We start from the raw sequence: 22,377 nt of genomic DNA, 5'->3' as shown, positions 1-22,377 counted from the left end.
CCCCCGAGCGGGGAGGGCGGCCTTCGCCGTTGACGGGCGGTCGGGCGGCCGGGGCCGCCTGGCCGGTCAGTTCCAGTCGAAGGACTGCGGGTCCGGGCCGATCCGGGTGCCGGTGGCCACGCCGGCGATCGCGGCGAGGTCCTCGGCGTCCAGCTCGAAGCCGGCGACGTCCAGGTTCTCCTTGATCCGGGACGGGGTGACCGACTTCGGGATCGCGATGATGCCGCTCTGCAGGTGCCAGCGGAGCACCACCTGGGCGACCGTGCGGCCGTGCGCGGCGGCGATCCGGACCAGCTCCGGCTCGGAGAGCAGCTCCTTGCCCTGGCCGAGCGGGCTCCACGCCTCGGTGGCGATGCCGTGCCGGGCGTGGAAGGCGCGCAGCTCCTCCTGGGGGAAGTACGGGTGCAGCTCGACCTGGTTCAGCGCCGGGAGGAGCGAGGACTCCTCGGCGAGCCGGGTGAGCTGCTCGGTGCCGAAGTTGGAGACGCCCACCGAGCGGACCCGGCCGTCCGCCTTCAGCTGCTCCAGCGCCTTCCAGACGTTGAGGTAGCTGCCGTGCATCGGGCGCGGCCAGTGGATGAGGTAGAGGTCGAGGTAGTCCAGGCCCAGCCGGTCCAGCGAGGCGTCGAACTCGCGCAGCACCGCGTCGCGGCCCTGCTCGCCGGACCAGTCGCGGGTGCCGGAGTTCCACAGCTTGGTGGTGATGTAGAGGTCCTCGCGGGCGAGGCCGCCCGCGAGGGCCTCGGCGACCGCCTTGCCGGTGCCGGACTCGTTCTCGTAGATCGCGGCGGTGTCGATCGAGCGGTAGCCGGCCTCGATGGCGGCGCGGACGGCGGCGGTGGCCTCCGCGTCCGGCACCTGCCAGACCCCGAAGCCGAGCTGGGGGATCCGGGTGCCGTCGTTGAGCGTGACGCTGGGGATGTTGCTCACGGAAGGAGTGCCCTCTCCTGGTCGTCCCTGTGGTTCCGATGGGGCAACCGGCGCGACGGCCGGAAGTGTTCCCCTGGCCGGGAAATTTCCGGCGCCTGATACCGGCGCGTGCACAACCCTACGGGGTCGGTCGGGGGCCCGGAAAACCTGTTGCGCAGGTCACAGTCGAGTTGGCACCCTCACTGCCATGACCTCCTGACGAGCCCGCCCCGCGACCCTACCGGCCGTCCTCCGCAACCCTCCGCCCGCACCGCCCCGCAACGGAGCGTCATGCTGCTCAAAACCCTCCCCCTGGCCGATCCCGGCCGTCCCGACCTCTCCACCCCGCTCGCGCTGCTGCGCTGGCTCCAGCGCGGCCAGCGGCGCGGTCAGGCGCTCGCCACCGGCTGGGCGCTGCTGGAGATGGGCTGTCAGGCCGCCCTGCCGGTGCCGGTCGGCCTCGGCGTGCAGGCCGTCGTCGACGGCGACACCGGCGCCCTGTGGCGGATCGGCGCGCTCTCCCTGGCGCTGACCGCGGTGTCCGCGCTCGCCACCGTGCTGCTGCACCGCCAGGCGGTCTGGAACTGGATCCACGCCGTCTGCCAGGTCCGCCAGCTGGTCTCCCGTCAGGCCTCGCACCTCGGCTCCGGGCTGTCCCGGCGGATCGCCACCGGCGAGGTCGTCGCGGTCGGCAGCGGGGACGTCGAGAAGGTCGGCTGGTACGTCGAGCTCACCGCCCGGCTGCGCGCGGCGGTCGCCGTCTGGCTGGCGGTCGGCGCCGCGGTGCTGGCGGTCGAGCCGGTGCTCGGGGTGGCGGTGCTGCTCGGGGTGCCCGTGCTCGCGGTCTCCGTCTGGCCGCTGCTCGGGCCGCTCCAGCGCCGCTACACCGATCAGCGCGCCCTCGGCGGCAAGGCCACCGAGCTGGCCGCCGACACGGTGGCCGGGCTCCGGGTGCTGCGCGGGATCGGCGGCGAGCAGCTGTTCCTCGACCGCTACCGGGCCGCCTCCCAGCGGTTCCGCGCCGCGGCCGTCCGCTCGGCCCGGGTCTGGTCCCTGATGCAGGCCCAGCAGGTCCTGCTGCCCGGCCTCTTCGTGGTCGGCATCACCTGGTACGGCGCCCGGCTGGCGGCCGACGGGCGGATCTCGGTCGGCACCCTGGTCGCGGTCTACGGCGCCATCGTGTTCCTCGCCGCGCCGCTGCGCATCCTCGGCGAGTCGGCGCACGCCTGGAGCGTGGCCAGGGTCTCCGCCGGGCGCGTCCTGCGGGTGCTCGCGCTCGCCAGGACGGAGGGCACCGGGACCGGTTCGCTCGCCGACCCGGCGCGCTCCGACCTGTTCGACCCGGTGACCGGGCTGACCGCCCGGGCCGGCGAGCTGACCGCCGTGGTCTGCGGCGACCCGGACTTCGCGGGAGCACTCGCCGAACGGCTCGGCGGGCACGTCCCGACGGACGGGGACGGGCCGGCGGAGCCGTCGGTCCGGCTCGGCGGCACCGAGCTGGACACCGTCCCGCTGGCCGAGGCGCGGGCCGCGGTGCTGGTGCACGACAAGGAGCCGGTGCTGCTCTCCGGCACCCTGGCGGCGCTGTTCGACATCCCCGCCTCCGGCCGGGTCGATCCGTGGGACGCGCTCGCGGCGGCCCGCGCCCAGGACGTGCTCGACGCCCTGGCGGACGGTGCGGAGGTCGGGGCCCCGGACGGAGCGCCGAGCGTCGGCGCCGGGTCCGGGCGCCCGGGGGCCGCAGCAGGAGGGCCCGGTGTGATGGGGGCGTCGATCACCGAGCGCGGGCGGTCGCTGTCCGGCGGGCAGCGGCAGCGGCTGGCGTTGGCCCGGTCGCTGCTGGCCGACCCGCCGGTGCTGGTGCTGGACGAGCCGACCAGCGCGGTCGACGCGCACACCGAGTCCAAGATCGCCGCCGGGCTGCGCAAGAACCGGGAGGGGCGCACCACGGTGGTCTTCGCCACCAGCCCGCTGCTGCTCGACCAGGCGGACCGGGTGGTGCTGCTGCGGGGCGGCCGGGTGGCCGCCACCGGCGTCCACCGCGAACTGGTGCGCGCCGAGCCGGCCTACCGGGCGGTGGTCACCCGCGCGGACGAGCCGGAACCGGCGGGGGAGCGCCCGGCCGGGGCCGGCGCCGCCCGCACCGAGTCGAGGAGTGACGCATGAAGCCCCCCGTCCACCAGGAGCAGGGTCCGGCCGTCACCCTGCCGGTCGGTTCGCCGGCCGCCGTGCGCGGCTACCTGCGGTTGCTGGCCCGGCGTCACCGGGGCGGCCTCTCGGCGGTGGTCGGGCTGCACGCGGTGGCGACGGCGGCCGGGCTGGTCGGTCCCTGGGTGCTCGGCAGGCTCGTCGAGTCGCTGGCCGCCGGCACCGCGGAGTCCGTCATCACGGTCGCCGTGGCGTGGTATCTGCTCGCGCTCGCGGTGCAGTCCGCCTTCACCTGGTGGTCGCGGATGCGCGGGGCGGTGCTCGGCGAGCGGGTGCTGGCCGATCTGCGGGAGGACTTCCTGGTCCGCTCGGTGGCGCTGCCGACCGGCGTCCTGGAGCGGGCCGGGACGGGCGACCTGGTCTCCCGGGGCACCACCGACATCGACCGGCTGGACAAGTCGGTGCGCGAGGCGGTGCCGGAGCTGGCCGTCGGGATCGTCTCGCTGGTGCTGGTGTTCGGCGCGCTGACGCTCACCTCGCCGCTGCTCGCGCTCACCGCGCTGATCGGCGTGCCGGTGCTGCTGGTCTCCTCGCGCTGGTACTTCCGGCGCGCCCCGCAGTCCTACCGCAACGAGTCGGCGGGGTACGCGGCGGCGAACTCGGTGCTGGCCGAGACGGTCGACGCCGGCCGGACGGTCGAGGCACTCCGGCTGGGCGAGCAGCGGGTCCGGCTGACCGACCGCAAGCTGGCGGAGTGGATCGCCTGGGAGCGGTACACGCTCTGGCTGCGCTCGGTCTGGTTCCCGACCATCGACGCGGCGTACACCCTGGCCGTGCTCGGTCCGCTGGTGTTCGGCGGGCTGTTCGCCCTGCGGGGCTGGATCACCGTGGGCCAGCTGACCACCGGGGTGCTGTACGCCCAGGCGATGGTGGCGCCGGTCGACCGGATCCTGCGCTGGTACGACGAACTGCAGATCGGTCAGGCCTCGCTGGCCCGGCTGGTCGGGGTGCACGAGGTGCCGCAGGCGCAGGCCGACGACGAGGTCCGGCCGAACGGGCGGCGGGTCGAGGCGCGGGACGTGCGCTTCGGCTACCGGGAGGGCGCCGATGTGCTGCACGGCATCAGCCTGGACGTCGCCCCCGGCAGCCGGGTGGCGCTGGTCGGGCCGTCCGGGGCCGGCAAGTCCACCCTGGGCCGGCTGCTGGCCGGGATCTACGCGCCCGGCCGGGGCAGTGTGACCCTGGGCGGGGCGGCCCTGTCGCGGATGCCGACCGAGCGGGTGCGCGCCGAGGTCGCGCTGGTCAACCAGGAGCACCACGTCTTCGTGGGGACGCTCCGGGACAACCTGCGGCTGGCCGCGCCGGGCGCCGACGACGCCGAGCTGCGCGGGGCGCTGGAGGCGGTGGACGCCGGGTCGTGGGTGGACGCGCTGCCGGCCGGGCTGGACACCGAGGTCGGCTCCGGCGGCGCCGTGCTGACACCCCCGCAGGCCCAGCAGTTGGCGCTGGCCCGGCTGGTGCTGGCCGATCCGCACACCCTGGTGCTGGACGAGGCCACCTCGCTGCTGGACCCGAGGGCCGCCCGGCACCTGGAGCGCTCGCTCGCCCGGGTGCTGGAGGGCCGCACGGTGATCGCCATCGCGCACCGGCTGCACACCGCGCACGACGCGGACGTGATCGCGGTGGTCGAGGACGGGCGGATCAGCGAGTACGGCAGCCACCCCGCGCTGGTGGCGGCCGGCGGCCCGTACGCGGCGCTCTGGCGCTCCTGGAGGGACGAACGCTGACGACCGCTGACGACCGCCGACGACTGCTGACGACCGCTGACCGGGGCTGACGGGGGCTGACGGGCGGTGAACCCGCGGGGGCGAAGTTGACCTCTGTGGGGCACTCCCGGCCGCGCATCCGGGCAAATACCCCCAATCGCCCCCAGAATGCTCGGGTGACCAAGATTTCGGACTCCTCGGGTACCAGGCGCAGCGAGATCGGCGGGGTGCCCACCCGCTACATCGGCATCGGCGTGATCGTCGTGCTCGCCGCATGGTTCCTGTTCGCCAACCTCGACAAGGTGAAGATCCAGTTCTGGGTGTTCACCGTGACCGCTCCGCTCTGGATCGCCCTGCTGGCCACCCTGGTCGCGGGTGTGGCGCTCGGGTGGCTGCTGAAGGGGCGGCGCGGGAAGTGAGCACCGCCGCCGAGCCGCCGTCCCCGCCCGGGCCGTGCGGCTTCACCCCGCTGATCGAGTTACGCGGCGTCAACAAGCACTTCGGGGCGCTGCACGTCCTCCAGGACGTCGAGCTGACCGTGGGCCGGGGCGAGGTCGTGGTGGTGATCGGCCCCTCCGGCTCCGGGAAGTCCACCCTCTGCCGGGCCATCAACCGGCTGGAGCCGGTCGAGTCCGGTTCCATCGTGATCGACGGTCGGCCCCTGCCCGAGGAGGGCAAGGGGCTGGCCCGCCTCCGCGCCGAGGTCGGGATGGTGTTCCAGTCCTTCAACCTCTTCGCGCACAAGACCGTGCTGCAGAACGTCTCGCTGGCGCAGGTGAAGGTGCGCGGCCGGGGCAGGGCGGAGGCCGACGCCAAGTCCCGGGCGCTGCTGGAGCGGGTCGGGCTGGCCTCGCAGGCGGACAAGTACCCGGCCCAGCTCTCCGGCGGCCAGCAGCAGCGCGTCGCGATCGCCCGGGCGCTGGCGATGGACCCCAAGGCCCTGCTGTTCGACGAGCCGACCTCGGCGCTCGACCCCGAGATGATCAACGAGGTGCTGGACGTGATGCGCCAGCTGGCGCACGAGGGCATGACGATGATCGTGGTCACCCATGAGATGGGATTCGCCCGCGCCTCCGCCAACCGGGTGGTCTTCATGGCCGACGGGCGGATCGTCGAGGACCGCGCCCCGGAGGAGTTCTTCGGAGCCCCGGAGACCGAGCGCGCCCGGGACTTCCTCTCCAAGATCCTCAAGCACTGAGGCCGGGCCCGTGAAGAAGATCCTGACCCTCGCGGCCGCCGCCCTGCTGCTGGCCGGCTGCGGCAAGCCCGGCACCCCGCCGCCGAAGGGGCCGCAGCCCAGCGCGCTGCCCACCTACGCGGTGGCGGCGGGCAGCGCGGTGAGCGGCTCGCCGACGCTGGACGCGGCCCGCGGCCGGGGGCACCTGGTGGTCGGCGCCAAGGAGGACCAGCCCTACCTGGGCCAGAAGAACCCGGCCACCGGCGAGTACTCCGGCTTCGACATCGAGATCGCCAAGATGGTCGCCGCCGACCTCGGGTTCGGCCCGGACCGCATCGAGTTCAAGACCATCGCCTCGGCCAACCGCGAGACCGCGCTGCAGAGCGGCCAGGTCGACTACTACGTCGGCACCTACACCATCAACGACAACCGCAAGAAGCTGGTCGGCTTCGCCGGGCCGTACTTCATCGCCGGCCAGTCGCTGCTGGTGCGCAGGAACGACAAGGAGATCACCGGCCCGCAGGACCTCGACGGCAGGAAGGTCTGCTCGGCGTCCGGCTCCACCCCGTACCAGCGGATCCAGAAGCAGTACCCGAAGGCGCACCTGATCGGCTACGACACCTACTCGGCCTGCGTGGACAACCTGATCACCTCCCAGGTGGACGCCGTCACCACCGACAACACCATCCTCATGGGCTACGCGGCCAAGGTGCCGGACGAGCTCAAGGTGGTCGGGGAGCCGTTCTCCCAGGAGCCGTACGGGATCGGCACGCCGAGGAACGACACCGTGCTGCGCGGCGCGCTCAACGACGCGCTGGCGCACCACGAGGAGAACGGCGACTGGAAGAAGGCGTACGACGCGACCCTCGGCCTGTCCGGGGTGCCCGCGCCCGCCCCGCCGCCCATCGACCGGTACTGAGGAGGGGCCGGGCTGTGAAAACGCTGACCGACAACTGGTCGACCTACTGGGACGGCTTCCTCGGCACCCTCGCGCTGTTCGCGGTGAGCGCCGTGCTGGCGCTGGTGCTCGGGGTGCTGATGGCGAGCTTCCGGGTCTCCCCGGTGCGCCCGCTGCGGGCGTTCGGCACCACCTGGGTGACCCTGCTGCGCAACACCCCGCTGACCCTGCTGTTCTTCATCGTCGTGCTGGGCCTGCCGCGGTTCGACATCACCCTGCCGTTCTTCACCTTCGCGGTGCTCGCGCTCGGCTGCTACACCTCCGCGTTCGTCTGCGAGGCGATGCGCTCGGGCGTGAACACCGTGCCGGTCGGGCAGGGGGAGGCGGCGCGCAGCCTGGGCATGACCTTCGGCCAGACGATGGGCCTGGTGGTGCTGCCGCAGGCGTACCGCTCGGTGGTGGCCCCGATCGGCAGTGTGATGATCGCCCTGGCGAAGAACACGGCGATCGCCGGCTCGTTCAGCGTCACCGAACTGCTCGGCACCTACCGGACCATCAACGAGCTGGGCTACAGCATCGTCTGGACCTTCATCTGGATCGCCGTCGGCTATCTGATCATCACCCTGGCCATCAGTGCGGTGTTCAACCTGCTGGAACGACGACTGGCGGTGTCGCGATGACGGTGGAATCCTCGGCGCTCTACGACATCCCCGGCCCCAAGGCGCTCGCCCGGCACCGGCTGTACGGCGGGATCGCGCTGCTGGCGATCGCCGCGCTGATCGGCTGGATCGTCTACATGCTCTTCCACACCAACCAGTTCACCGCGGCCAAGTGGACGGCGTTCCAGTACCAGGGCGTCCAGGACCTGCTGCTGCGCGGGCTCGCCAACACCCTCAAGGCCTTCGGCTGGACGGTGCTGTTCGCCCTGCCGTTCGGCGCGCTGTTCGCCGTCGGGCGGCTCTCCGACCACCGGGTGGTGCGCCGGCTGTCGACCCTGGTGGTGGAGTTCTTCCGGGCCATGCCGCTGCTGGTGATGATCTTCTTCATCTTCGTCGCCCTCAAGGTCGCCCCGCTCTGGGCGCTGGTGGCCGGGCTGGTCCTCTACAACGGCTCGGTGCTCGCCGAGGTGTTCCGGGCCGGGGTGCTCGCGGTGCCCAGGGGCCAGCGGGAGGCGGCCTTCGCGCTCGGCATGCGCAAGTCGCAGGTGATGGCGTACGTGCTGGTGCCGCAGGCCTGCCGGGCGATGCTGCCGGCGATCATCAGCCAGCTGGTGGTCGCGCTCAAGGACACCTCGCTGGGCTTCCTGATCACCTACGAGGAGTTCCTGCACGCCGGCAAGCTGATCGCCACCAACCTGGACTACGACCTGCCGTTCATCCCGGTGGTCATGGTGATCGCGCCGATCTACATCGGCATGTGCCTGCTGCTCTCCTGGTTCGCCCACTGGGTCGAGCGGCGCAGCCGGCGCAGCCCGAGCGCGCGCGGCGGGGCCCCGGTGGCGCCCGCCGAGGTGTCGATGGGGGTGCCGCCGTCCGCGCAGCCGTGACGGGCGGTTCGCCGGTGAACCATAGGTGCGAATGAGGTCTGGCCCGGTACCTCCAAACTCTGCTTATGATTGCCGGACAATGACACCACGGCCGTGCGGAGGGACAGTGGAGCCCGTGTTCGACTCACGGCACATCAGGACCTTCCACGAGGTCGTCCGGGCCGGCTCCTACTCGGCGGCCGCCCGGGAGCTCGGCTACACCCAGCCCGCCATCACCCAGCAGATGAAGGCCCTGGAACGCACCGTCGGCCTGCCGCTGTTCACCCGGGCCGGGCGCGGGCTGCGGCTCACCGAGGCCGGCGAGGCGCTCGCCCGGCACGCCGAGCAGATCCTCGGCAGCCTCTCCGCCGCCCAGCAGCAGCTCGCCGCCCTCGGCCGGCTGCGCGCCGGACGGGTCCGGGTCTGCGCCTTCCCCAGCGCCAACGCCACCCTGATACCGGAGGCGATGGCCCGGCTGCTCGCCGAGCACCCCGGTGTGCGGGTCGAACTCCTGGAGGCCGAGCCGCCGGACTCGGTGCAGCGGCTGCTGCGCGGGGAGTGCGACATCGCGCTGGCCTTCCGCTACCCGGGGGCGCCCGCCGAGGTGCCGGACGAACTGGACGAGATCCCGCTGATGGAGGACCTGCTGACGGTGCTGCTGCCGGTCGGCCACCCGCTCGGGCGCCGGCACGCCGTCCGGCTGGCCGACCTCGACGGCGAGCGCTGGATCGCCGGCTGCCCGCGCTGTCGCGCCAACCTGCTGCACGTCTGCGCGGAGGAGGGCTTCGCCCCGGACATCGTCTTCTCCACCGACGACAACCTCGCCGTGCAGAGCCTGGTCGCCGCCGGGGTCGGGATCGCGCTGATGCCCGCGCTGGTGCTCTCCTTCATGTGCCACCGCAAGGTCACCGGCCGGGCCGTCGAGCCGCACCTGCGCCGCCAGGTCAGCGCGTACGTGCTCCGCGAGCACCGCCGGATCCCGGCGACCGCGCTGGTCCTGGACCACCTGCGGCAGGCCGCCGCCGCGCGGGTGGGGTGCTGAGCGCGGCCGATCGATAAGCACTGATTGGGGGAGAGCGAAAGAACCCTCCTTGGACGTGATGGGTCGGCGGCCGCGAACCTGCTGGCATGACAACGTCAGCCACGGTCGGCAGCGGCCGGCTCACCGAGCGCATGACCGCCCTCGTCGGCGGGATCCGCGCGGTCGTGGACCGCGGACTGCCGCCCGAGCTCACCGCCTACCTGGTCGGCGAACGGCTCGCCCCGCACCTCGGCGACGCCGAACTCCTCACCGCGGACCAGCGCGAGGGCGACCCCGAGCGCTACCGCCAGCACGTCCTGCACGCCGAGGACGACGGCTCCTTCTCCGTCGTCGCCCTGGTCTGGCTGCCCGGGCAGCACACCCCGATCCACGACCACGTCTCCTGGTGCGTGGCCGGCGTCCACGAGGGCCAGGAGAGCGAGACCCGCTACCGGCTGGTCTCCGACGGGCGCTCCGCCCACCTGGTCGAGACCGAGCACGTGGTCGGCCCGGCCGGCACCGTCGCCGCCTTCGCCCCGCCCGGCGACATCCACCTGGTGCGCAACGCCTGCACCGCCACCGCCATCTCCATCCACGTGTACGGCGCCGACGTCTCCCGGCTCGGCACCAGCATCCGGCGCGTCTACCGGCTGCCCGCCGACGGGCGGCGGTGAGCCCCGGATGGCCCTGACCCTCCGGGACCGCGCGGTGCGCCCCTCGCGCACCCGCGCCCTGCCCCCGCTCGGCGGCGACGCGCCCGGCCTGCTGCTCGCCGCGCTCGGCGTCGCCGCCGCGTTCGCCGTCCACCAGGCCGTGCCCGCCGTACCCAGCCTCACCGCCGCCGTGCTGCTCGGCGTCGCCGCCGCCCACCTGCCCGGCCTGCGCCCGGTGGTCCGCGGCGTCGCCCGGCCCGGGCTCTCCACCGCCGGCAAGCGGCTGATGCGCCTGGGCATCGTGCTGCTCGGCCTCAAACTCGGCCTCGACGACGTGCTCGGCCTCGGCTGGGCCACCGTCGCCATGGTGCTCGCGGTGGTCGCCGCCACCTTCGCCGGCACCCTGTGGCTGGGGCGCCGGCTCGGCCTGCCCGGTGACCAGCCGCTGCTGGTCGCCACCGGCTACTCCATCTGCGGCGCCTCGGCGATCGGCGCGGTCAGCCAGGCCGCCGGCAGCGAGGAGGAGGACGTCGCCGCCTCCGTCGCGCTGGTCACCCTCTGCGGCACCCTCGCCATCGCCGTCCTGCCGCTGCTCCAGCACCCGCTCGGCCTGGACACCGGCGGCTTCGGCCGCTGGGTCGGCGCCAGTGTGCACGACGTCGGCCAGGTGGTCGCCACCGCACAGAGCGGCGGGGCGGGCGCGCTGCGCGAGGCGGTGCTGGTCAAGCTGATGCGGGTGGTCCTGCTCGCGCCGCTGGTCGCCGGGGTCGCGGTGGCCGCCCGGCGCGCGCGACGACGGGCCGGCGCCGCGCAGACGGGCGACGTGCCGGAAGGCACCGCGCCGGACGGTGCCGTGCGGGCCGGAGGCAAGCGGCCGCCGCTGGTGCCGCTGTTCGTCGCCGGGTTCCTGGCCATGATCGCGCTGCGCACCACCGGGGTGGTGCCCGAGCGGGCCCTCACCCTCGCCGGGGACGCGCAGGAACTGCTGCTGGCGGCCGCGCTGTTCGGGCTCGGCAGCGCCGTCCACCTGCCGACCATGGTGCGCACCGGCGGCCGGCTCGCGCTGCTCGGGCTCGGCTCCTGGGTGGTGGTCGCGGGGGTCTCCTACGCCGGGGTGCTGGCCACCGCATAAACACCGGGCGTCCGGCGGGGGTTGGGCTATTGTCGGGCGGGTGGCCCGGCCGGTCGGGCGGGCCGCGTGTCCGGGCCGTCGAACACCACGGAGGAACCCGCCGCATGTCCACCGCACTGCCGGAACGGGACGGCTCCCCGGCCGTCGTCACGCTCGACCGGCGCGAGGGTCCGTTCGGGGAGGTGGCGCTGCGGCGGCGCGGCGGCACCTACGAGATCATCGCCAACGGCTGCTTCCTGATGGACACCGCCGACGGGCGCTCCGAGCGGCTGCTGGTGGGGGCGGCGCTGGACGAGCTGGACCGGAGCGGACCGGTGGCGCAGCCCTCGGTGCTGATCGGCGGGCTCGGCGTCGGCTTCTCGCTGGCCCACGCGGCGGCCGAGCCGCGCTGGGGGCGGATCGCCGTGGTGGAGCGCGAGGGCGCGATCATCGAGTGGCACCGGAGCGGCCCACTGGCCGCCTTCTCGGCCGGCGCGCTGGAGGACCCGAGGGTCGGGGTGCTGCACACCGACCTGCTGGAGTACCTGGCCGGCGCCGACGGCGTCCGCCACCACGCGCTCTGCCTGGACATCGACAACGGGCCGGACTGGACGGTCACCGACGGCAACGCCGGGCTGTACGGCGCCGACGGGCTGGCGCTGCTGCTGCGGCGGCTGGAGCCGGGCGGGGTGCTGGCGGTGTGGAGCGCCCGGCCGTCGCCGGCCTTCGAGGAGGCGCTGCGGGCGGCCGGCTTCACGGAGGTGACGACCCGGGAGGTCGCGGTGGCCCGCGGGGTACCGGACGTCGTGCACCTGGCCCGCCGCGCGCGGTGAGCGCGTGACGGGCCGGGCACCGGAAGGGGGCGGGGCTACTTCAGGCCGTTGTCCACCGCGGCCATCAGCTCGCCGTTCGGGGTGTCGCCGTCGAAGGCCCAGACCATCGCGCCGGCCAGCCCCTGGGACTTGATCCAGGCGGTCTTGCGGGCGATCTCGGTCGGGTCGTCGTAGGTGTAGAACACGGTCCCGTTGTAGATGTAGGAGTGGCCGGCCACCGGGTCGCGGTAGATGGTGTATCCGCCGCTGGTGGCCATCACCTTGAGCTTCTTGTAGTCCTCGAAGCCGGCCTCGTAGGTGCCGGGGCCGGGGCCCGTCGCGGTCTGGAAGAGGCCGTTGGTGGTGCCGCGCGGCACGCCCGTCCAGCCGCGTCCGTAGAACGGGATGCCCAGGGTGAGCTTGCTCTTCGGGGCGCCGCCGTCCACGTACGCGGCGATCGCGACCTCGGAGCTGAACTGGCGGGCCGGCGGGTTCGGGTCGCCCGCGGCGACCTTGATGCCGGACTGCTGGTTGGTGACCATCTCCCAGCCGCCGTGGTAGTCGTAGCCCTGGATGGTGGCGAAGTCGAAGGCGCCGAACAGGCCCGGGATGTCGATGCCGGCGGTGACCTTCGCCGGGTCGGCCGGGAGGAAGGCGCTCAGCGTGTAGTGCTTGTTGGTGGTGGCGCCGAGGGCGTCCAGCTGGCGGCGGAACTCCTGGGCCAGCAGGGTGTAGTTGGCCTTGTCGGCGGGCCGGAAGATGTTGCCGGTGTGCCCGTCGGAGTTCGGCCACTCCCAGTCGAGGTCGATGCCGTCGAAGATGCCGGCCGCGCTGCCCGCGCCGCCGCGGCCGTCGATGACCGGCAGGTTGCCCTTGATGTACATGTCGATGCAGGAGGTGGCCAGCGCCTTGCGGGAGGCGTCGGTGGCCACCGCGTCGGAGAACCACTTGCTGTACGACCAGCCGCCCAGCGAGATCTGGATCTTGAGGTTGGGGTACTTGGCCTTGAGCTGCTTCAGCTGGTTGAAGTTGCCGGCCAGCTTCTGGTCCCAGGTGTCGGTGGTGCCGGCCACCGAGGTGCCGGCGTCCCAGCCCCTGCCGAAGTCGGCCCAGGCGTCACCGGCGCCGTCACCCGCGTTCGGGTCGTTGTCCGGCCCGGCCGCCTTGTTGGTGATGAAGCACTGCTTGGTGGTCGGGTGGATGTTGGCGAAGGCGTAGTTGATCACCGAGAGCCGGCCGGCCGAGCCGGAGGCGTCGAGCTGCTTCACGCTGTAGCCGCGGGCGTAGATGCTCCACTGGGTGAAGTAGCCGATCTTCAGCGCGCCGCCGGTGCCGCCCTTCTTGGTGCGGGCGGTGACCGCGCCGGAGACCGGGGAGACGTTGCCGGCCGCGTCACGGGCCTTCACGGTGAAGGTGTACTCGGTGTCCGGGGCCAGGCCGCCGACGGTGCCGGAGGGGCTGGTGACGGTGGTCACCACGCCGTTGCCCGCGGTGATGTCGTAGGCGGTGACGCCGACGTTGTCGGTGCTGGCCGTCCAGCTCAGCGAGACCGAACTGGAGTCCGACCCGGTGACGGCGGGGGTGCCCGGGGTGGTGGGCGCCTCCTTGTCCTCGATCGGCGGCGGGGTGGTGACGCTCACCGGGCCGGCCGCCGCCGAGCGGTTGCCCGCCGCGTCGAAGGCCTGGACGGTGAACTGGTAGGTGGTGCCGCCGGTCAGGCCCTGCACGGTGACGCCGGTGGCGGCGCCGTCGGTGGTGGCCACCTTGGTGCCGTCCCGGTACACGTCGTACCCGGTGACGCCGACGTTGTCGGTGCTCGCGGTCCAGGAGAGGGCCGCCGTGGTCTGGGTGACGGTGCCGGACTGCAGGGCGCCCGGGACGGACGGCGGGGTCAGGTCGTCGCCGCTGCCGTCGCACGGCTTGCCGTTCAGCTTGCAGTTCGCCAGCGGCTGGTAGGCGCCGGAGTAGGCGATGTTGAAGCCGACGTTGTAGGTGCCGCCGACCGGCAGGGTCGAGGCCCAGCCGGGGTTCTTGACCGTGACGTGGGAGCCCGAGGCGGTGTACGAGGCGTTCCACAGGCCCGCGACGGTGTTGCCCGTGGGCAGGTCGAACTCCAGCGTCCAGCCGTTGACCGGGGCGCTGGAGCCGTTGGTGATGGTGTAGCTGCCCTCGTAGCCGCTGCCCCAGTCGCTGCCCTTGGTCAGGGCCGCGGTCACCGACCCGGCGGCGGCCTGCGGGGCCGCGTCGTCGGCGGCGTGGGCCAGGGTGGCGGGCAGGGCGGCGCCGAGCAGGGGGACGAGCAGGGTCCCGGCCGCGAGCAGCGGCAGGCTGATCCGACGTCTGCGCATGGATGTGGCTCCTGTCCTGGGGTGTCCCGGGGCAGGCCCGGACGCCCCGTAACCCGTGGGGAGGTGTCAGGTGCGTGGAGCAGCTTGCTCCGGGCCGTGGGGGCGGCGCGGAACCGGTCCTCGGGCCGTCGGGGTGCCACGGAGGGATCCTGAGCCGAGGGTAGGGAGCGGACGGGTGAACTGGCAATGGGTCTGTACCACTTGTCGATCGTGAACATGACCGGGGTGCAGACGGCCACCGCCCCGGTGACCGGGGTCGCCAGGGCGGTGGTGGTGCGGTGGTGCGGAGGCGGCGCGGCGGCGCGTTGCGCCGGTGCGGGGCCGGCCTCAGCCGAAGGGGCTCTGCTCCGGAGCGGCGGGCGGCGGCGGGGCCGGGGCGTCGTCGGGCTGCGGGGCGAAGGGGTTGAAGTCCGGCGGCGGGACCATCACCGGGGTGCCCTTGGCCGGTCCCGGAGCGGAGGCGGGGACGGTCGGCGGGGCGCCGGGCGGCGCCGGGACGGTGGTGCCGAACGGGTCGCTGGGCCGGTCCGCGGCGGTCACCGTGCCGAACGGGTCGGTGGCCGGGGCGGCCGCGGGCTGCTGCGGGGCCGCGGCGGGCAGCGGCTCGGCGGCCGGGGTCCCCATGATGCCGAAGGGGTCGAAGTCCGGCGGGGGCACCATCACGGGAGTGCCCTTGAGCGGCTCCGGGGCGGCCGGTTCGGCGGCCGGGGTGCCGAGGATGCCGAAGGGGTCGAAGTCCGGCGGCGGGACCGCCACCGGCGTGCCCTTGGGCGGGGCGGGCGGCACCGCGGCCTCGTCGGGCACCAGGATCGGCTGGGCCGGGGTCGGGTCGGCGACCGGGGCGAAGGGGTTGAAGTCGGCCGGCGGGATGCGGACCGGCGTCGCGTCCTCCTGGGGCGCCGGCACCGGCACCGGCACCGTCGGCGGCGGCACCGGGGGAGCGGCCGGGGCGGGCACGGCGGCCTCGGTGGGCGCGGGCGTCGGCGCGGCCGGCGGAGCGGGTACGGCGACGGTCGGCGCGGGGGCCGGTGCCGGGCCGGCCGGGACGAGCGGGGTGGCGGGCACGCCGTCCCAGCCGAACTGAACGCTCTTCAGCAGCTCCGCGAAGACGTCCGTGTACAGCTCCCAGTCCTGCGGCTGGGCGGTGGTCAGCTGCACGCAGAGCACCGAGGCGCCGTCCGGCAGCGGGACGAACGCCTCCACCACCGAGGTGACCGCCCAGCGGCGTCCCCCGTCGGCGGCCAGCGGGCCCGGCACCGGCACGCTGCGCGCCTCGACCAGGACGGCGGCCGGCCCGGCGGGCAGCAGCACCGTCCAGACCTCGGCGTGCCGGCGCACGGTGGCCAGTTCGGTGGCGAGGCCGGTGATCGGCAGCGGGTGGCGGGCCAGCGAGACGACCAGGGTGGCGTCGCTCGGCCGGCCGTCCAGGTGGAAGGCGCCGAGGCCCGCGTAGAAGGCGCCGGAGGAGGTGACGGTGTCCGCCAGGGCGGCGGCGATCAGCGCGAAGTCGCGGCGCTCGGCCGTACCGGTGCCGCTGAACAGCTCCTCGGCGGTCTCGGCCAGGTGCGCGGTCAGGGCGGCGGCGGCCGCGCCGGTCGCCGGGGCGACCCCGGGGCCGGCCGGGACGCCGTCCACCGGGCCGGTGCGCACCGTCCGGGCGGAGACGCCGGGCGGGCCGTCCGGCGCGGTGAGGGCGTGGAAGCCCGGCGGGACGACCAGGCGGACCTCGGCGCCCGCGCCGGTGGGCAGTTCGACGGGCTGCCGGGTCTGCCGGCCGGCGGCCAGCGCGGCCAGCGGTGCGGCGAACGCGGGGCGCAGCTTGGGATCGGCGGGCTCGCCGTTCACCGGCAGCTCGAAGAGCCCGGCGGTGATCTCCCCGGCGGAGCCGGCCGCCGTGCCGCGGACCGTTCCCGCGGCGCCGTAGCGGGCCAGCAGCGCGCCGGTCGCCGACGGGGTGAGCGCGGCGCCGGTGCCCGGGCGGGTGGTGCCGGCGGTGACCACGGTGCCGAGCCGGTCGACGGCGGTGTGCACCGGGCCGTTGGGTGCCAGCGGCAGGTTGAACAGGGCGTCGGCGGCCGGGTGCGTCGCGTCCCGCAGGGCGGTCAGCGCGGCGGCGGGCTGGCGCGAGGTCCGGGCGTCGAAGAGGGCGTCGGTGAGGCTGGCGAGGGTCGCGGAGACCCGCTCGGCGGCCGTGAAGGGGCCGGCCTCCGTGCTGAACTGGCCGTCCTGGGTCAACTGTGAGCCCCCCGCTCTGCTCGCTGTGCGTTCGGTGGTCCGTGGATCCCGGCCCGGGGGTGACCGGCGGGCCGTCAGATCCGTGCACATTCCTATCAGAGGCCGCCGACGCGGCAGAACCGGCCGTCCGGCGTCACCCGGCGGCGGCGTCCGGAGCGGCGTCCGGAGCGGCATCGCCGGCGGGCCGGGCGCCGGCGGCCAGGGCGCTCAGCGCGTCGGCGAGGCCCGGGACGGCCAGCAGGCGCGCCAGGTCGTCGACCAGCCGTCCGGTCGGCCCGTCGGGGCGCTCGTCGGCGAAGAACCCGGCCAGCTCGGCGGCCAGCGCGGGCTCCCGGGCGGCCGTCAGGGTGAGCGCCGCCACGAACTGCTGCACCAGGTGCAGTTGGAGGTCCTCCAGCGGCACCGAGCGGTCGGCCAGCCACTCCAGCGAGGTGATCTCGGCGTTGGCGATCCAGGCCCGGACGGTCAGCCGCAGCCCCGGGCTGGGCGAGGGCAGCGCGAGGTGGCCGATGATCTGGTCGTACGCGGCCTGCCGGACCTCGTCGATCACCGCCGAGGTGTTGGTGCTGGCCGTCACCGAACCGCCGCGCAGCAGCGCCGCGAAGCCGGGGCCGTGGCTCTGCACGAAGTCCAGGTAGCGGCCCATCACCCGGTACAGGCGCTCCGAGAGCGGGCCCTCGGCGGGCTCCTCGAAGCGGGCCGACAGCTCCCGGCCGGCCCGGCGCAGCGACTCCTCGTAGATCGCCTGCTTGCCCGGGAAGTAGTGGTAGACCAGCGGCCGGGAGGCGCCCGCGGCGGCGGCGATGTCGTCGATCGACACCTCCTCCGGCGGGCGGTGGCTGAACAGCTCCAGCGCCACGGCGATCAGCTGCTCGCGCCGCTCGTCCACGCTGAGCCGGCGGCGCGGTCGCCCGGCGGGCTCCGGGCGGTCGCCGCGCGCGGGCGCGGACGCGGAGGAGGGGGCCGACGGCGTGCGGGATGCCATGCGCGTCACCCTAGTTCGTCGGCGGCGGATGGGTGGAGCCAGGGGGCCGCTGCCGGCGGGTCCGCCTGCCGAGGCCGTGGCGCCCCGCGCCGCCCCGGCGCCCCCTCCCCGCCGGCTTCCGGCTGCCGGGCGGGCCGGCGGAGGTGTCGGTGAGGGCGGGCACACTTCACGCATGAGCGATTCCGGTGACGGCACGCAGGAGTTCGGTCCGGTCCGGGTGGAGTCCATGGGCGGCCCGCTGGTCGTGGTGCCGGTGTCCGCGCCGGGCCACTGGGGAGGCTGCGGCGGGGGCAGGGGCGGGGCGGTCGGTGGCGGCACCGGCCGGCCGGACGACTACGCGCGCGTGTGCGCGGTCGGGGGGTAGGGCGGCGTCGTCGCCCTGGGCAGCGGCGCCGTGTCGGCGCTGGTGCTGGGCGACGAACCCGCCGGCACCTGCTGCCTGCCGGACCGCCGGGTCTTCCTCCGCCGGCTCGCCGCCGACTCCGGGGCCGGGCTGCTCGCGGCGGCGGACGCGGTCCTCGCCGACCCGGCCGCGCCGTGGGAGGACTGCGGTGTGCGGCGGACCGACGGCCCGGCGGTGCTGATGGACGCCGGGGAGGCGGGCGCCGGGCCCGGAGCGCCGTCCCCCGACGGCGGGTGCCGGCCACCGGAGGCGCCGGTCGACGTGCCGGCCGGGCGGTGGCGGGGCCGGGCGGTCCACGCGACCGGCGGGTCCGCCCGGGTGGGCGTCGTCCGGCTGCTGCCGGCGGCCGGCTCCGCCCCCCGCCCGGTCAGGCCGGACGGTGCTCCAGGTAGCGGCGGTAGGCCTCGCGGCCGTCCGGGACGAACACGTCGCGCTCCAGCCGCTCGGCCAGCTCGGCGGGGGTGAGCCAGGCGTGCCAGGCGACCTCGGACTCCTGCGGGGCGACCGGGCCGTCCCACTCGGCCTCGTGCACGTCGGACCACCAGGCGAGGCCCTCACCGCGGAACAGGAAGCGGAACAGCGGGCGCGGGGCGATCCCGGTGACGCCCAGTTCCTCCTCGGCCTCCCGGACGGCGGCCTGCCGGTAGGTCTCGCCGGCGCCCACCACGCCGCCGACGAACATGTCGTGCGCGCCCGGGGCGAACAGCTTGGTGTCGGTGCGCCGGTGCACGAAGATCCGCCCGGCCGGGTCGCGGACCAGGACGAAGACGCACCGGTGGATCAGCCCGCGCCGGTACACCTCCCCGCGCGGCGCGGTGCCGGTCACCCGGTCGTGCTCGTCGACGACGTCCAGCAGCTCATCGGCGGGATCGCTCTGCGCAGGCTCGGTCATGACCGACAGGTTAGGGTTTCCGGGCGATCCATGGATGTACGAACGACGAGGGCGGCGCGCGCGGTGGTGGAGATCTGGGGCGAGACGGCCGGGGGCTTCGAGCCGGTGCGGGAGGCCTTCGAGCGCAACTTCCGCGAGTACGGGGAGCTCGGCGCGGCGTTCGCGCTGTACGTGCGCGGCCGCAAGGTGGTCGACCTGTGGGGCGGTGACGCCCGGCCCGAGGTCGGCGGGCGGCCCGCGCCGGCCGTGCCCTGGACGGCGGACACGGCGCAGGTGCTGCGCTCGGTCACCAAGGGCCTGACCGCGACCACCGCGCTGCTGCTCGCCGAGCGCGGGCTGCTGGACCTGGACGCGCCGGTGGTCTCCTACTGGCCGGAGTTCGGGGCCGCGGGCAAGGGCGGCGTGCCGGTGGGCTGGCTGCTGTCGCACCAGGCCGGGGTACCCGCGCTGGACGTGCCGCTGCGGCTGGAGGACGTGCTCACCTGGGAGCGGGCGGCGGCCGCGGTGGCCGCCCAGGCGCCCGCCTGGGAGCCGGGCACGGCGCACGGCTACCACCCGTACACCTTCGGCTGGCTGGTCGGCGAGGTGGTGCGCCGGGTGAGCGGGCGCACCGTCGGCCAGTACTTCGCCGAGGAGATCGCCCGGCCGCTCGGCCTCGACCTGTGGATCGGCCTGCCGGTCGGCGCCGCGCCCAGGGTGGGCCGGCTGGTCGACCTGCCCGCGCCGCAGGCCGCCCGGACCGGCCCGAGCGGGCTGCGGCTGCGCGCCAAGCAGTCCGTGCGGGAGGCCTACCAGGACCCGGCCTCGCTGACCGCCCGGGCGTTCGCCTCGGTGCGGCCCGGGGTGGACCTGAACGACCCGGCGGTGCAGGCCGCCGAGATCCCCGGCGCGGGCGGGATCGGCACCGCGCGCTCGGTGGCCCGGTTCTACGCGGCGCTGATCGGCGCGGCCGACCGGCACAGCGGCGGCGGGACGCTGCCGCCGCTGCTCGGGCCCGAGGTGCTGGCCCGGGCGGTCGGACCGGTGGTCAGTGGCCCGGACCGGGTGCTGATCGTCAACTCCACCTTCGGGCTGGGCTTCTTCCGGCACAGTGCGACCGCGCCGATGGCCTCGCCGGCGAGTTTCGGCCACCCGGGCCGGGGCGGCTCGCTGGGCTTCGCCGATCCGGAGCTCGGGATCGGGTTCGGCTACGTCACCAACGGCATGCAGCCCGGCGTCACCGGGGACATCCGCTCCCGCACGCTGATCAGGGCGGTGCGGGAGTGCCTCGGGGCGGCCTGACGGGGCGCCGGACGCCCGGACGTCCGGACGGACGACGGCCCGGACGGCGGGTCAGGCCTGGCCGGTCGCGAAGTGGCTGATCCGGCCGTCCTCGACGGTGAAGCGCCAGGCGGTGCGCATCTCGCCCCAGGTCTCGTTGCGGTAGTCGGCGATCAGCGTCCGGCCGCCGGCCGACTCGGAGCGGACCTCCATGTGGCCGTGGACGGTGAAGATCTCCCGGTCGATCCAGTCCTGGAGGTCGCGCTCGGTGCCGTCGTCGGACATCGTCGCGTCCGGCGCGAGCAGGTCGACGAAGGCCTGCCGGTTCCCGTCGTTGATCGCGGTGACGGCGGCGCGCACGGTCGGGTCGGAGAGTTTGGCGGTGGCGATGGTCATCCGGTCTCCCAGGAGTCGAGAATCGGGTCGGGACTCCTGTTTAGGACGTTGGCCGGGACTCGCCGCGCATGTCGGCGGCGCGTCGGGGATTTCCCGGGATTCATGTGCTTGGATCCCGGTACGGGTGATGTACCCCCCAGGGGTCCCCGACCGGGCCACGGGGAGTGGCGTACGGAGTGGGAAGTCGGCCGGCCCGACTTCCCACTCCGCGTTTCGGGGCGCGCCCGGCGCCGAGGTCGCGCTAGAACAGGCCCGTCGCCTGCGGGGAGTAGCTGACCAGCAGGTTCTTGGTCTGCTGGTAGTGCTCCAGGACGGCCTTGTGGCCCTCCCGGCCGATGCCGGAGTTCTTGTAGCCGCCGAACGCGGCATGGGCCGGATAGGAGTGGAAGCAGTTGGTCCAGACCCGGCCGGCCTGGATGGCGCGGCCCGCCCGGTAGGCGGTGGTGCCGTTGCGGGTCCAGACGCCGGCGCCGAGCCCGTACAGGGTGTCGTTGGCGAGCGTGATCGCGTCGTCGAAGTCCTCGAAGCGGGTCACCGCGACCACCGGGCCGAAGATCTCCTCCTGGAAGATCCGCATCTCGTTGACGCCCTCGAAGACCGTCGGCGTGACGTAGTAGCCGCCCGACAGCGGGCCGCCGAGGTCCGCCCGCTCACCGCCGGCCAGCAGCTTGGCGCCCTCGGCCTGGCCGATCTCGATGTAGGAGAGGATCTTGCGCAGCTGTTCGTCGCTGGCCTGTGCGCCGACCTGGGTCGCGGTGTCCAGCGGGTCGCCCTGGCGCAGCGTGCGGACCCGCTCCAGGCCGTCGGCGAGCAGCCGGTCGTAGACCGCGGACTCGATCAGCGCCCGGCTGGGACAGGTGCAGACCTCGCCCTGGTTGAGGGCGAACATCGTGAAGCCCTCGACGGTCTTGTCGTAGAAGGCGTCCTGCTCGGCGGCGACGTCGGCGAAGAACAGGTTGGGGCTCTTGCCGCCGAGCTCCAGCGAGACCGGGATGAGGTTGCCGCTGGCGTACTGCGAGATCAGCCGGCCGGTGGTGGTCTCGCCGGTGAAGGCGATCTTCCGGATCCGGTCGCTGGAGGCGAGCGGGCGGCCGGCCTCCAGGCCGAAGCCGTTGACGACGTTGAGCACGCCCGGCGGCAGCAGGTCGGCGGTCAGCTCGACCAGCAGCAGCACCGAGGCCGGGGTCTGCTCGGCGGGCTTCAGGACGACGGCGTTGCCCGCCGCCAGCGCGGGGGCGATCTTCCAGACGGCCATCAGGATCGGGAAGTTCCACGGGATGATCTGGCCGACCACGCCCAGCGGCTCGTGGAAGTGGTACGCCACGGTGTCCTCGTCGAGCTGGGAGAGGCCGCCCTCCTGGGCGCGCAGCGCGCCGGCGAAGTAGCGCAACTGGTCGACGGCCAGCGGCAGGTCGGCGCCCAGCGTCTCGCGGACCGGCTTGCCGTTCTCCCAGCTCTCCGCGACGGCGAGCCGTTCGAGGTTCTGCTCGATCCGGTCGGCGATGCGCAGCAGCACCTGGGCGCGCTCGGCGGGCGGGGTGCGGCCCCAGGCCGGGGCGGCGGCGTGGGCGGCGTCCAGCGCGGCCTCGACGTCCTCGGCGGTGCCGCGGGCGACCTCGGTGAAGACCTCGCCGGTGACCGGGCTGGGGTTCTCGAAGTACCGGCCGAGGACCGGCGGCGTCCACCGGCCGCCGATCCAGTGCTCGTAGCGGGGGCGGTAGTCGACGATGGATCCGGGCTGTCCGGGGGGCTGGTAGACCGGCATGCTCTGGTGCCTCCTCGCGCTGTCGGGGCGCCCCGGCGGGGCGCGGGGCGCCGCGGGGCCGCGGGGGGCCCCC

21 protein-coding genes are annotated in these 22,377 nt (G+C 74.6%); 14 read left to right on the top strand and 7 right to left on the bottom strand.

Translation table 11 applies throughout. The annotated features are described in order from the left end of the window. Positions 1-66: 66 nt before the first annotated feature. Positions 67-930, bottom strand: a complete 864-nt coding sequence (locus ACFU74_RS25615; protein WP_380760735.1) for an aldo/keto reductase — start codon at positions 928-930, stop codon at positions 67-69. A gap of 270 nt (positions 931-1,200) precedes the next feature. On the opposite strand from ACFU74_RS25615, the gene ACFU74_RS25610 reads away from it, so the two are divergent. From ACFU74_RS25610 to ACFU74_RS25560, 11 genes are all read left to right on the top strand, one after another. Then, on the top strand, positions 1,201-3,075 hold the full coding sequence (locus tag ACFU74_RS25610; protein WP_380760733.1) for an ABC transporter ATP-binding protein: 1,875 nt from the start codon (positions 1,201-1,203) through the stop codon (positions 3,073-3,075). Beyond that, on the top strand, positions 3,072-4,844 hold the full coding sequence (locus tag ACFU74_RS25605; RefSeq protein ID WP_380760731.1) for an ABC transporter ATP-binding protein: 1,773 nt from the start codon (positions 3,072-3,074) through the stop codon (positions 4,842-4,844). The genes ACFU74_RS25610 and ACFU74_RS25605 overlap by 4 nt, the downstream gene beginning before the upstream one ends. Before the next feature lie 155 nt (positions 4,845-4,999). Next, positions 5,000-5,242, top strand: a complete 243-nt coding sequence (locus ACFU74_RS25600) for a LapA family protein (protein WP_380760729.1) — start codon at positions 5,000-5,002, stop codon at positions 5,240-5,242. Further along, complete coding sequence (locus ACFU74_RS25595) at positions 5,239-6,021, top strand: amino acid ABC transporter ATP-binding protein (RefSeq protein WP_380760727.1); 783 nt, start codon at positions 5,239-5,241, stop codon at positions 6,019-6,021. The genes ACFU74_RS25600 and ACFU74_RS25595 overlap by 4 nt, the downstream gene beginning before the upstream one ends. Positions 6,022-6,031: 10 nt before the next feature. After that, entirely contained in the window at positions 6,032-6,919 is an 888-nt protein-coding gene (locus ACFU74_RS25590; protein ID WP_380760725.1) for a glutamate ABC transporter substrate-binding protein, read from the top strand. A 14-nt stretch (positions 6,920-6,933) separates the two neighbouring features. Next, positions 6,934-7,578 (top strand): amino acid ABC transporter permease, encoded by a 645-nt coding sequence (locus tag ACFU74_RS25585; RefSeq protein ID WP_380760723.1) that lies wholly within the window; start codon positions 6,934-6,936, stop codon positions 7,576-7,578. Next, positions 7,575-8,444, top strand: coding sequence for an amino acid ABC transporter permease (locus tag ACFU74_RS25580; RefSeq protein ID WP_380760721.1), 870 nt, complete (start codon positions 7,575-7,577; stop codon positions 8,442-8,444). The genes ACFU74_RS25585 and ACFU74_RS25580 overlap by 4 nt, the downstream gene beginning before the upstream one ends. Before the next feature lie 115 nt (positions 8,445-8,559). Continuing rightward, a complete protein-coding gene (locus tag ACFU74_RS25575; RefSeq protein ID WP_350542570.1) occupies positions 8,560-9,465 on the top strand; it encodes a LysR family transcriptional regulator in 906 nt (301 codons plus the stop codon). 86 nt (positions 9,466-9,551) lie between these two features. After that, entirely contained in the window at positions 9,552-10,118 is a 567-nt protein-coding gene (locus ACFU74_RS25570; protein ID WP_380760718.1) for a cysteine dioxygenase, read from the top strand. Positions 10,119-10,125: 7 nt separating this feature from the next. After that, on the top strand, positions 10,126-11,229 hold the full coding sequence (locus tag ACFU74_RS25565) for a YeiH family protein (protein WP_380760716.1): 1,104 nt from the start codon (positions 10,126-10,128) through the stop codon (positions 11,227-11,229). Positions 11,230-11,333: 104 nt separating this feature from the next. After that, the gene (locus ACFU74_RS25560) at positions 11,334-12,041 is read left to right on the top strand and encodes a spermidine synthase (protein WP_380760714.1); all 708 of its coding nucleotides are present in this window, start codon (positions 11,334-11,336) and stop codon (positions 12,039-12,041) included. A 35-nt stretch (positions 12,042-12,076) separates the two neighbouring features. Here ACFU74_RS25560 and ACFU74_RS25555 read toward each other — a convergent pair whose 3' ends face one another. From ACFU74_RS25555 to ACFU74_RS25545, 3 genes are all read right to left on the bottom strand, one after another. Continuing rightward, positions 12,077-14,368, bottom strand: coding sequence for a glycosyl hydrolase family 18 protein (locus ACFU74_RS25555; RefSeq protein WP_380760712.1), 2,292 nt, complete (start codon positions 14,366-14,368; stop codon positions 12,077-12,079). A 327-nt stretch (positions 14,369-14,695) separates the two neighbouring features. Beyond that, complete coding sequence (locus ACFU74_RS25550; protein WP_380760710.1) at positions 14,696-16,603, bottom strand: hypothetical protein; 1,908 nt, start codon at positions 16,601-16,603, stop codon at positions 14,696-14,698. Between the two features lie 133 nt (positions 16,604-16,736). Beyond that, positions 16,737-17,588 (bottom strand): TetR/AcrR family transcriptional regulator, encoded by an 852-nt coding sequence (locus ACFU74_RS25545; protein WP_380760708.1) that lies wholly within the window; start codon positions 17,586-17,588, stop codon positions 16,737-16,739. 172 nt (positions 17,589-17,760) lie between these two features. On the opposite strand from ACFU74_RS25545, the gene ACFU74_RS25540 reads away from it, so the two are divergent. Together ACFU74_RS25540 and ACFU74_RS25535 are read left to right on the top strand one after the other, a co-directional pair. Beyond that, the gene (locus tag ACFU74_RS25540; RefSeq protein ID WP_380760706.1) at positions 17,761-17,952 is read left to right on the top strand and encodes a hypothetical protein; all 192 of its coding nucleotides are present in this window, start codon (positions 17,761-17,763) and stop codon (positions 17,950-17,952) included. Positions 17,953-17,982: 30 nt separating this feature from the next. After that, the gene (locus tag ACFU74_RS25535) at positions 17,983-18,456 is read left to right on the top strand and encodes an Imm21 family immunity protein (RefSeq protein WP_380760704.1); all 474 of its coding nucleotides are present in this window, start codon (positions 17,983-17,985) and stop codon (positions 18,454-18,456) included. Here the strand turns inward: ACFU74_RS25535 and ACFU74_RS25530 are convergent. Next, complete coding sequence (locus tag ACFU74_RS25530) at positions 18,359-18,883, bottom strand: NUDIX hydrolase (RefSeq protein ID WP_380760702.1); 525 nt, start codon at positions 18,881-18,883, stop codon at positions 18,359-18,361. The genes ACFU74_RS25535 and ACFU74_RS25530 overlap by 98 nt on opposite strands. A gap of 30 nt (positions 18,884-18,913) precedes the next feature. Between ACFU74_RS25530 and ACFU74_RS25525 the strand changes: the two genes are divergently transcribed. Further along, positions 18,914-20,164, top strand: coding sequence for a serine hydrolase domain-containing protein (locus ACFU74_RS25525; RefSeq protein ID WP_380760700.1), 1,251 nt, complete (start codon positions 18,914-18,916; stop codon positions 20,162-20,164). Positions 20,165-20,215: 51 nt separating this feature from the next. Here the strand turns inward: ACFU74_RS25525 and ACFU74_RS25520 are convergent, their stop codons facing one another. Beyond that, positions 20,216-20,539, bottom strand: coding sequence for a nuclear transport factor 2 family protein (locus ACFU74_RS25520; RefSeq protein ID WP_380760698.1), 324 nt, complete (start codon positions 20,537-20,539; stop codon positions 20,216-20,218). A gap of 241 nt (positions 20,540-20,780) precedes the next feature. Further along, the gene (locus tag ACFU74_RS25515) at positions 20,781-22,304 is read right to left on the bottom strand and encodes an aldehyde dehydrogenase family protein (protein ID WP_380760696.1); all 1,524 of its coding nucleotides are present in this window, start codon (positions 22,302-22,304) and stop codon (positions 20,781-20,783) included. Between the last annotated feature and the right edge of the window lie 73 nt (positions 22,305-22,377).

The organism is Kitasatospora sp. NPDC057500 (assembly GCF_042802195.1).
In the GTDB taxonomy this organism is placed as follows: Bacteria; Actinomycetota; Actinomycetes; order Streptomycetales; family Streptomycetaceae; genus Kitasatospora.
The sequence above is the reverse complement of the archived record's forward strand: the minus strand, read 5'-3'. Positions and strand labels throughout refer to the sequence as shown.

What these genes read in the sequence shown, in the direction of transcription:
- ACFU74_RS25610 (WP_380760733.1), top strand. Translation starts at nt 1,201, where the DNA reads ATGCTGCTCAAAACCCTCCCCCTGGCCGATCCCGGCCGTCCCGACCTC.
- ACFU74_RS25605 (WP_380760731.1), top strand. Translation starts at nt 3,072, where the DNA reads ATGAAGCCCCCCGTCCACCAGGAGCAGGGTCCGGCCGTCACCCTGCCG.
- ACFU74_RS25580 (WP_380760721.1), top strand. Translation starts at nt 7,575, where the DNA reads ATGACGGTGGAATCCTCGGCGCTCTACGACATCCCCGGCCCCAAGGCG.
- ACFU74_RS25570 (WP_380760718.1), top strand. Translation starts at nt 9,552, where the DNA reads ATGACAACGTCAGCCACGGTCGGCAGCGGCCGGCTCACCGAGCGCATG.
- ACFU74_RS25565 (WP_380760716.1), top strand. Translation starts at nt 10,126, where the DNA reads ATGGCCCTGACCCTCCGGGACCGCGCGGTGCGCCCCTCGCGCACCCGC.
- ACFU74_RS25560 (WP_380760714.1), top strand. Translation starts at nt 11,334, where the DNA reads ATGTCCACCGCACTGCCGGAACGGGACGGCTCCCCGGCCGTCGTCACG.
- ACFU74_RS25555 (WP_380760712.1), bottom strand. Translation starts at nt 14,368, where the DNA reads ATGCGCAGACGTCGGATCAGCCTGCCGCTGCTCGCGGCCGGGACCCTG.
- ACFU74_RS25545 (WP_380760708.1), bottom strand. Translation starts at nt 17,588, where the DNA reads ATGGCATCCCGCACGCCGTCGGCCCCCTCCTCCGCGTCCGCGCCCGCG.
- ACFU74_RS25540 (WP_380760706.1), top strand. Translation starts at nt 17,761, where the DNA reads ATGAGCGATTCCGGTGACGGCACGCAGGAGTTCGGTCCGGTCCGGGTG.
- ACFU74_RS25530 (WP_380760702.1), bottom strand. Translation starts at nt 18,883, where the DNA reads ATGACCGAGCCTGCGCAGAGCGATCCCGCCGATGAGCTGCTGGACGTC.
- ACFU74_RS25525 (WP_380760700.1), top strand. Translation starts at nt 18,914, where the DNA reads ATGGATGTACGAACGACGAGGGCGGCGCGCGCGGTGGTGGAGATCTGG.
- ACFU74_RS25520 (WP_380760698.1), bottom strand. Translation starts at nt 20,539, where the DNA reads ATGACCATCGCCACCGCCAAACTCTCCGACCCGACCGTGCGCGCCGCC.
- ACFU74_RS25515 (WP_380760696.1), bottom strand. Translation starts at nt 22,304, where the DNA reads ATGCCGGTCTACCAGCCCCCCGGACAGCCCGGATCCATCGTCGACTAC.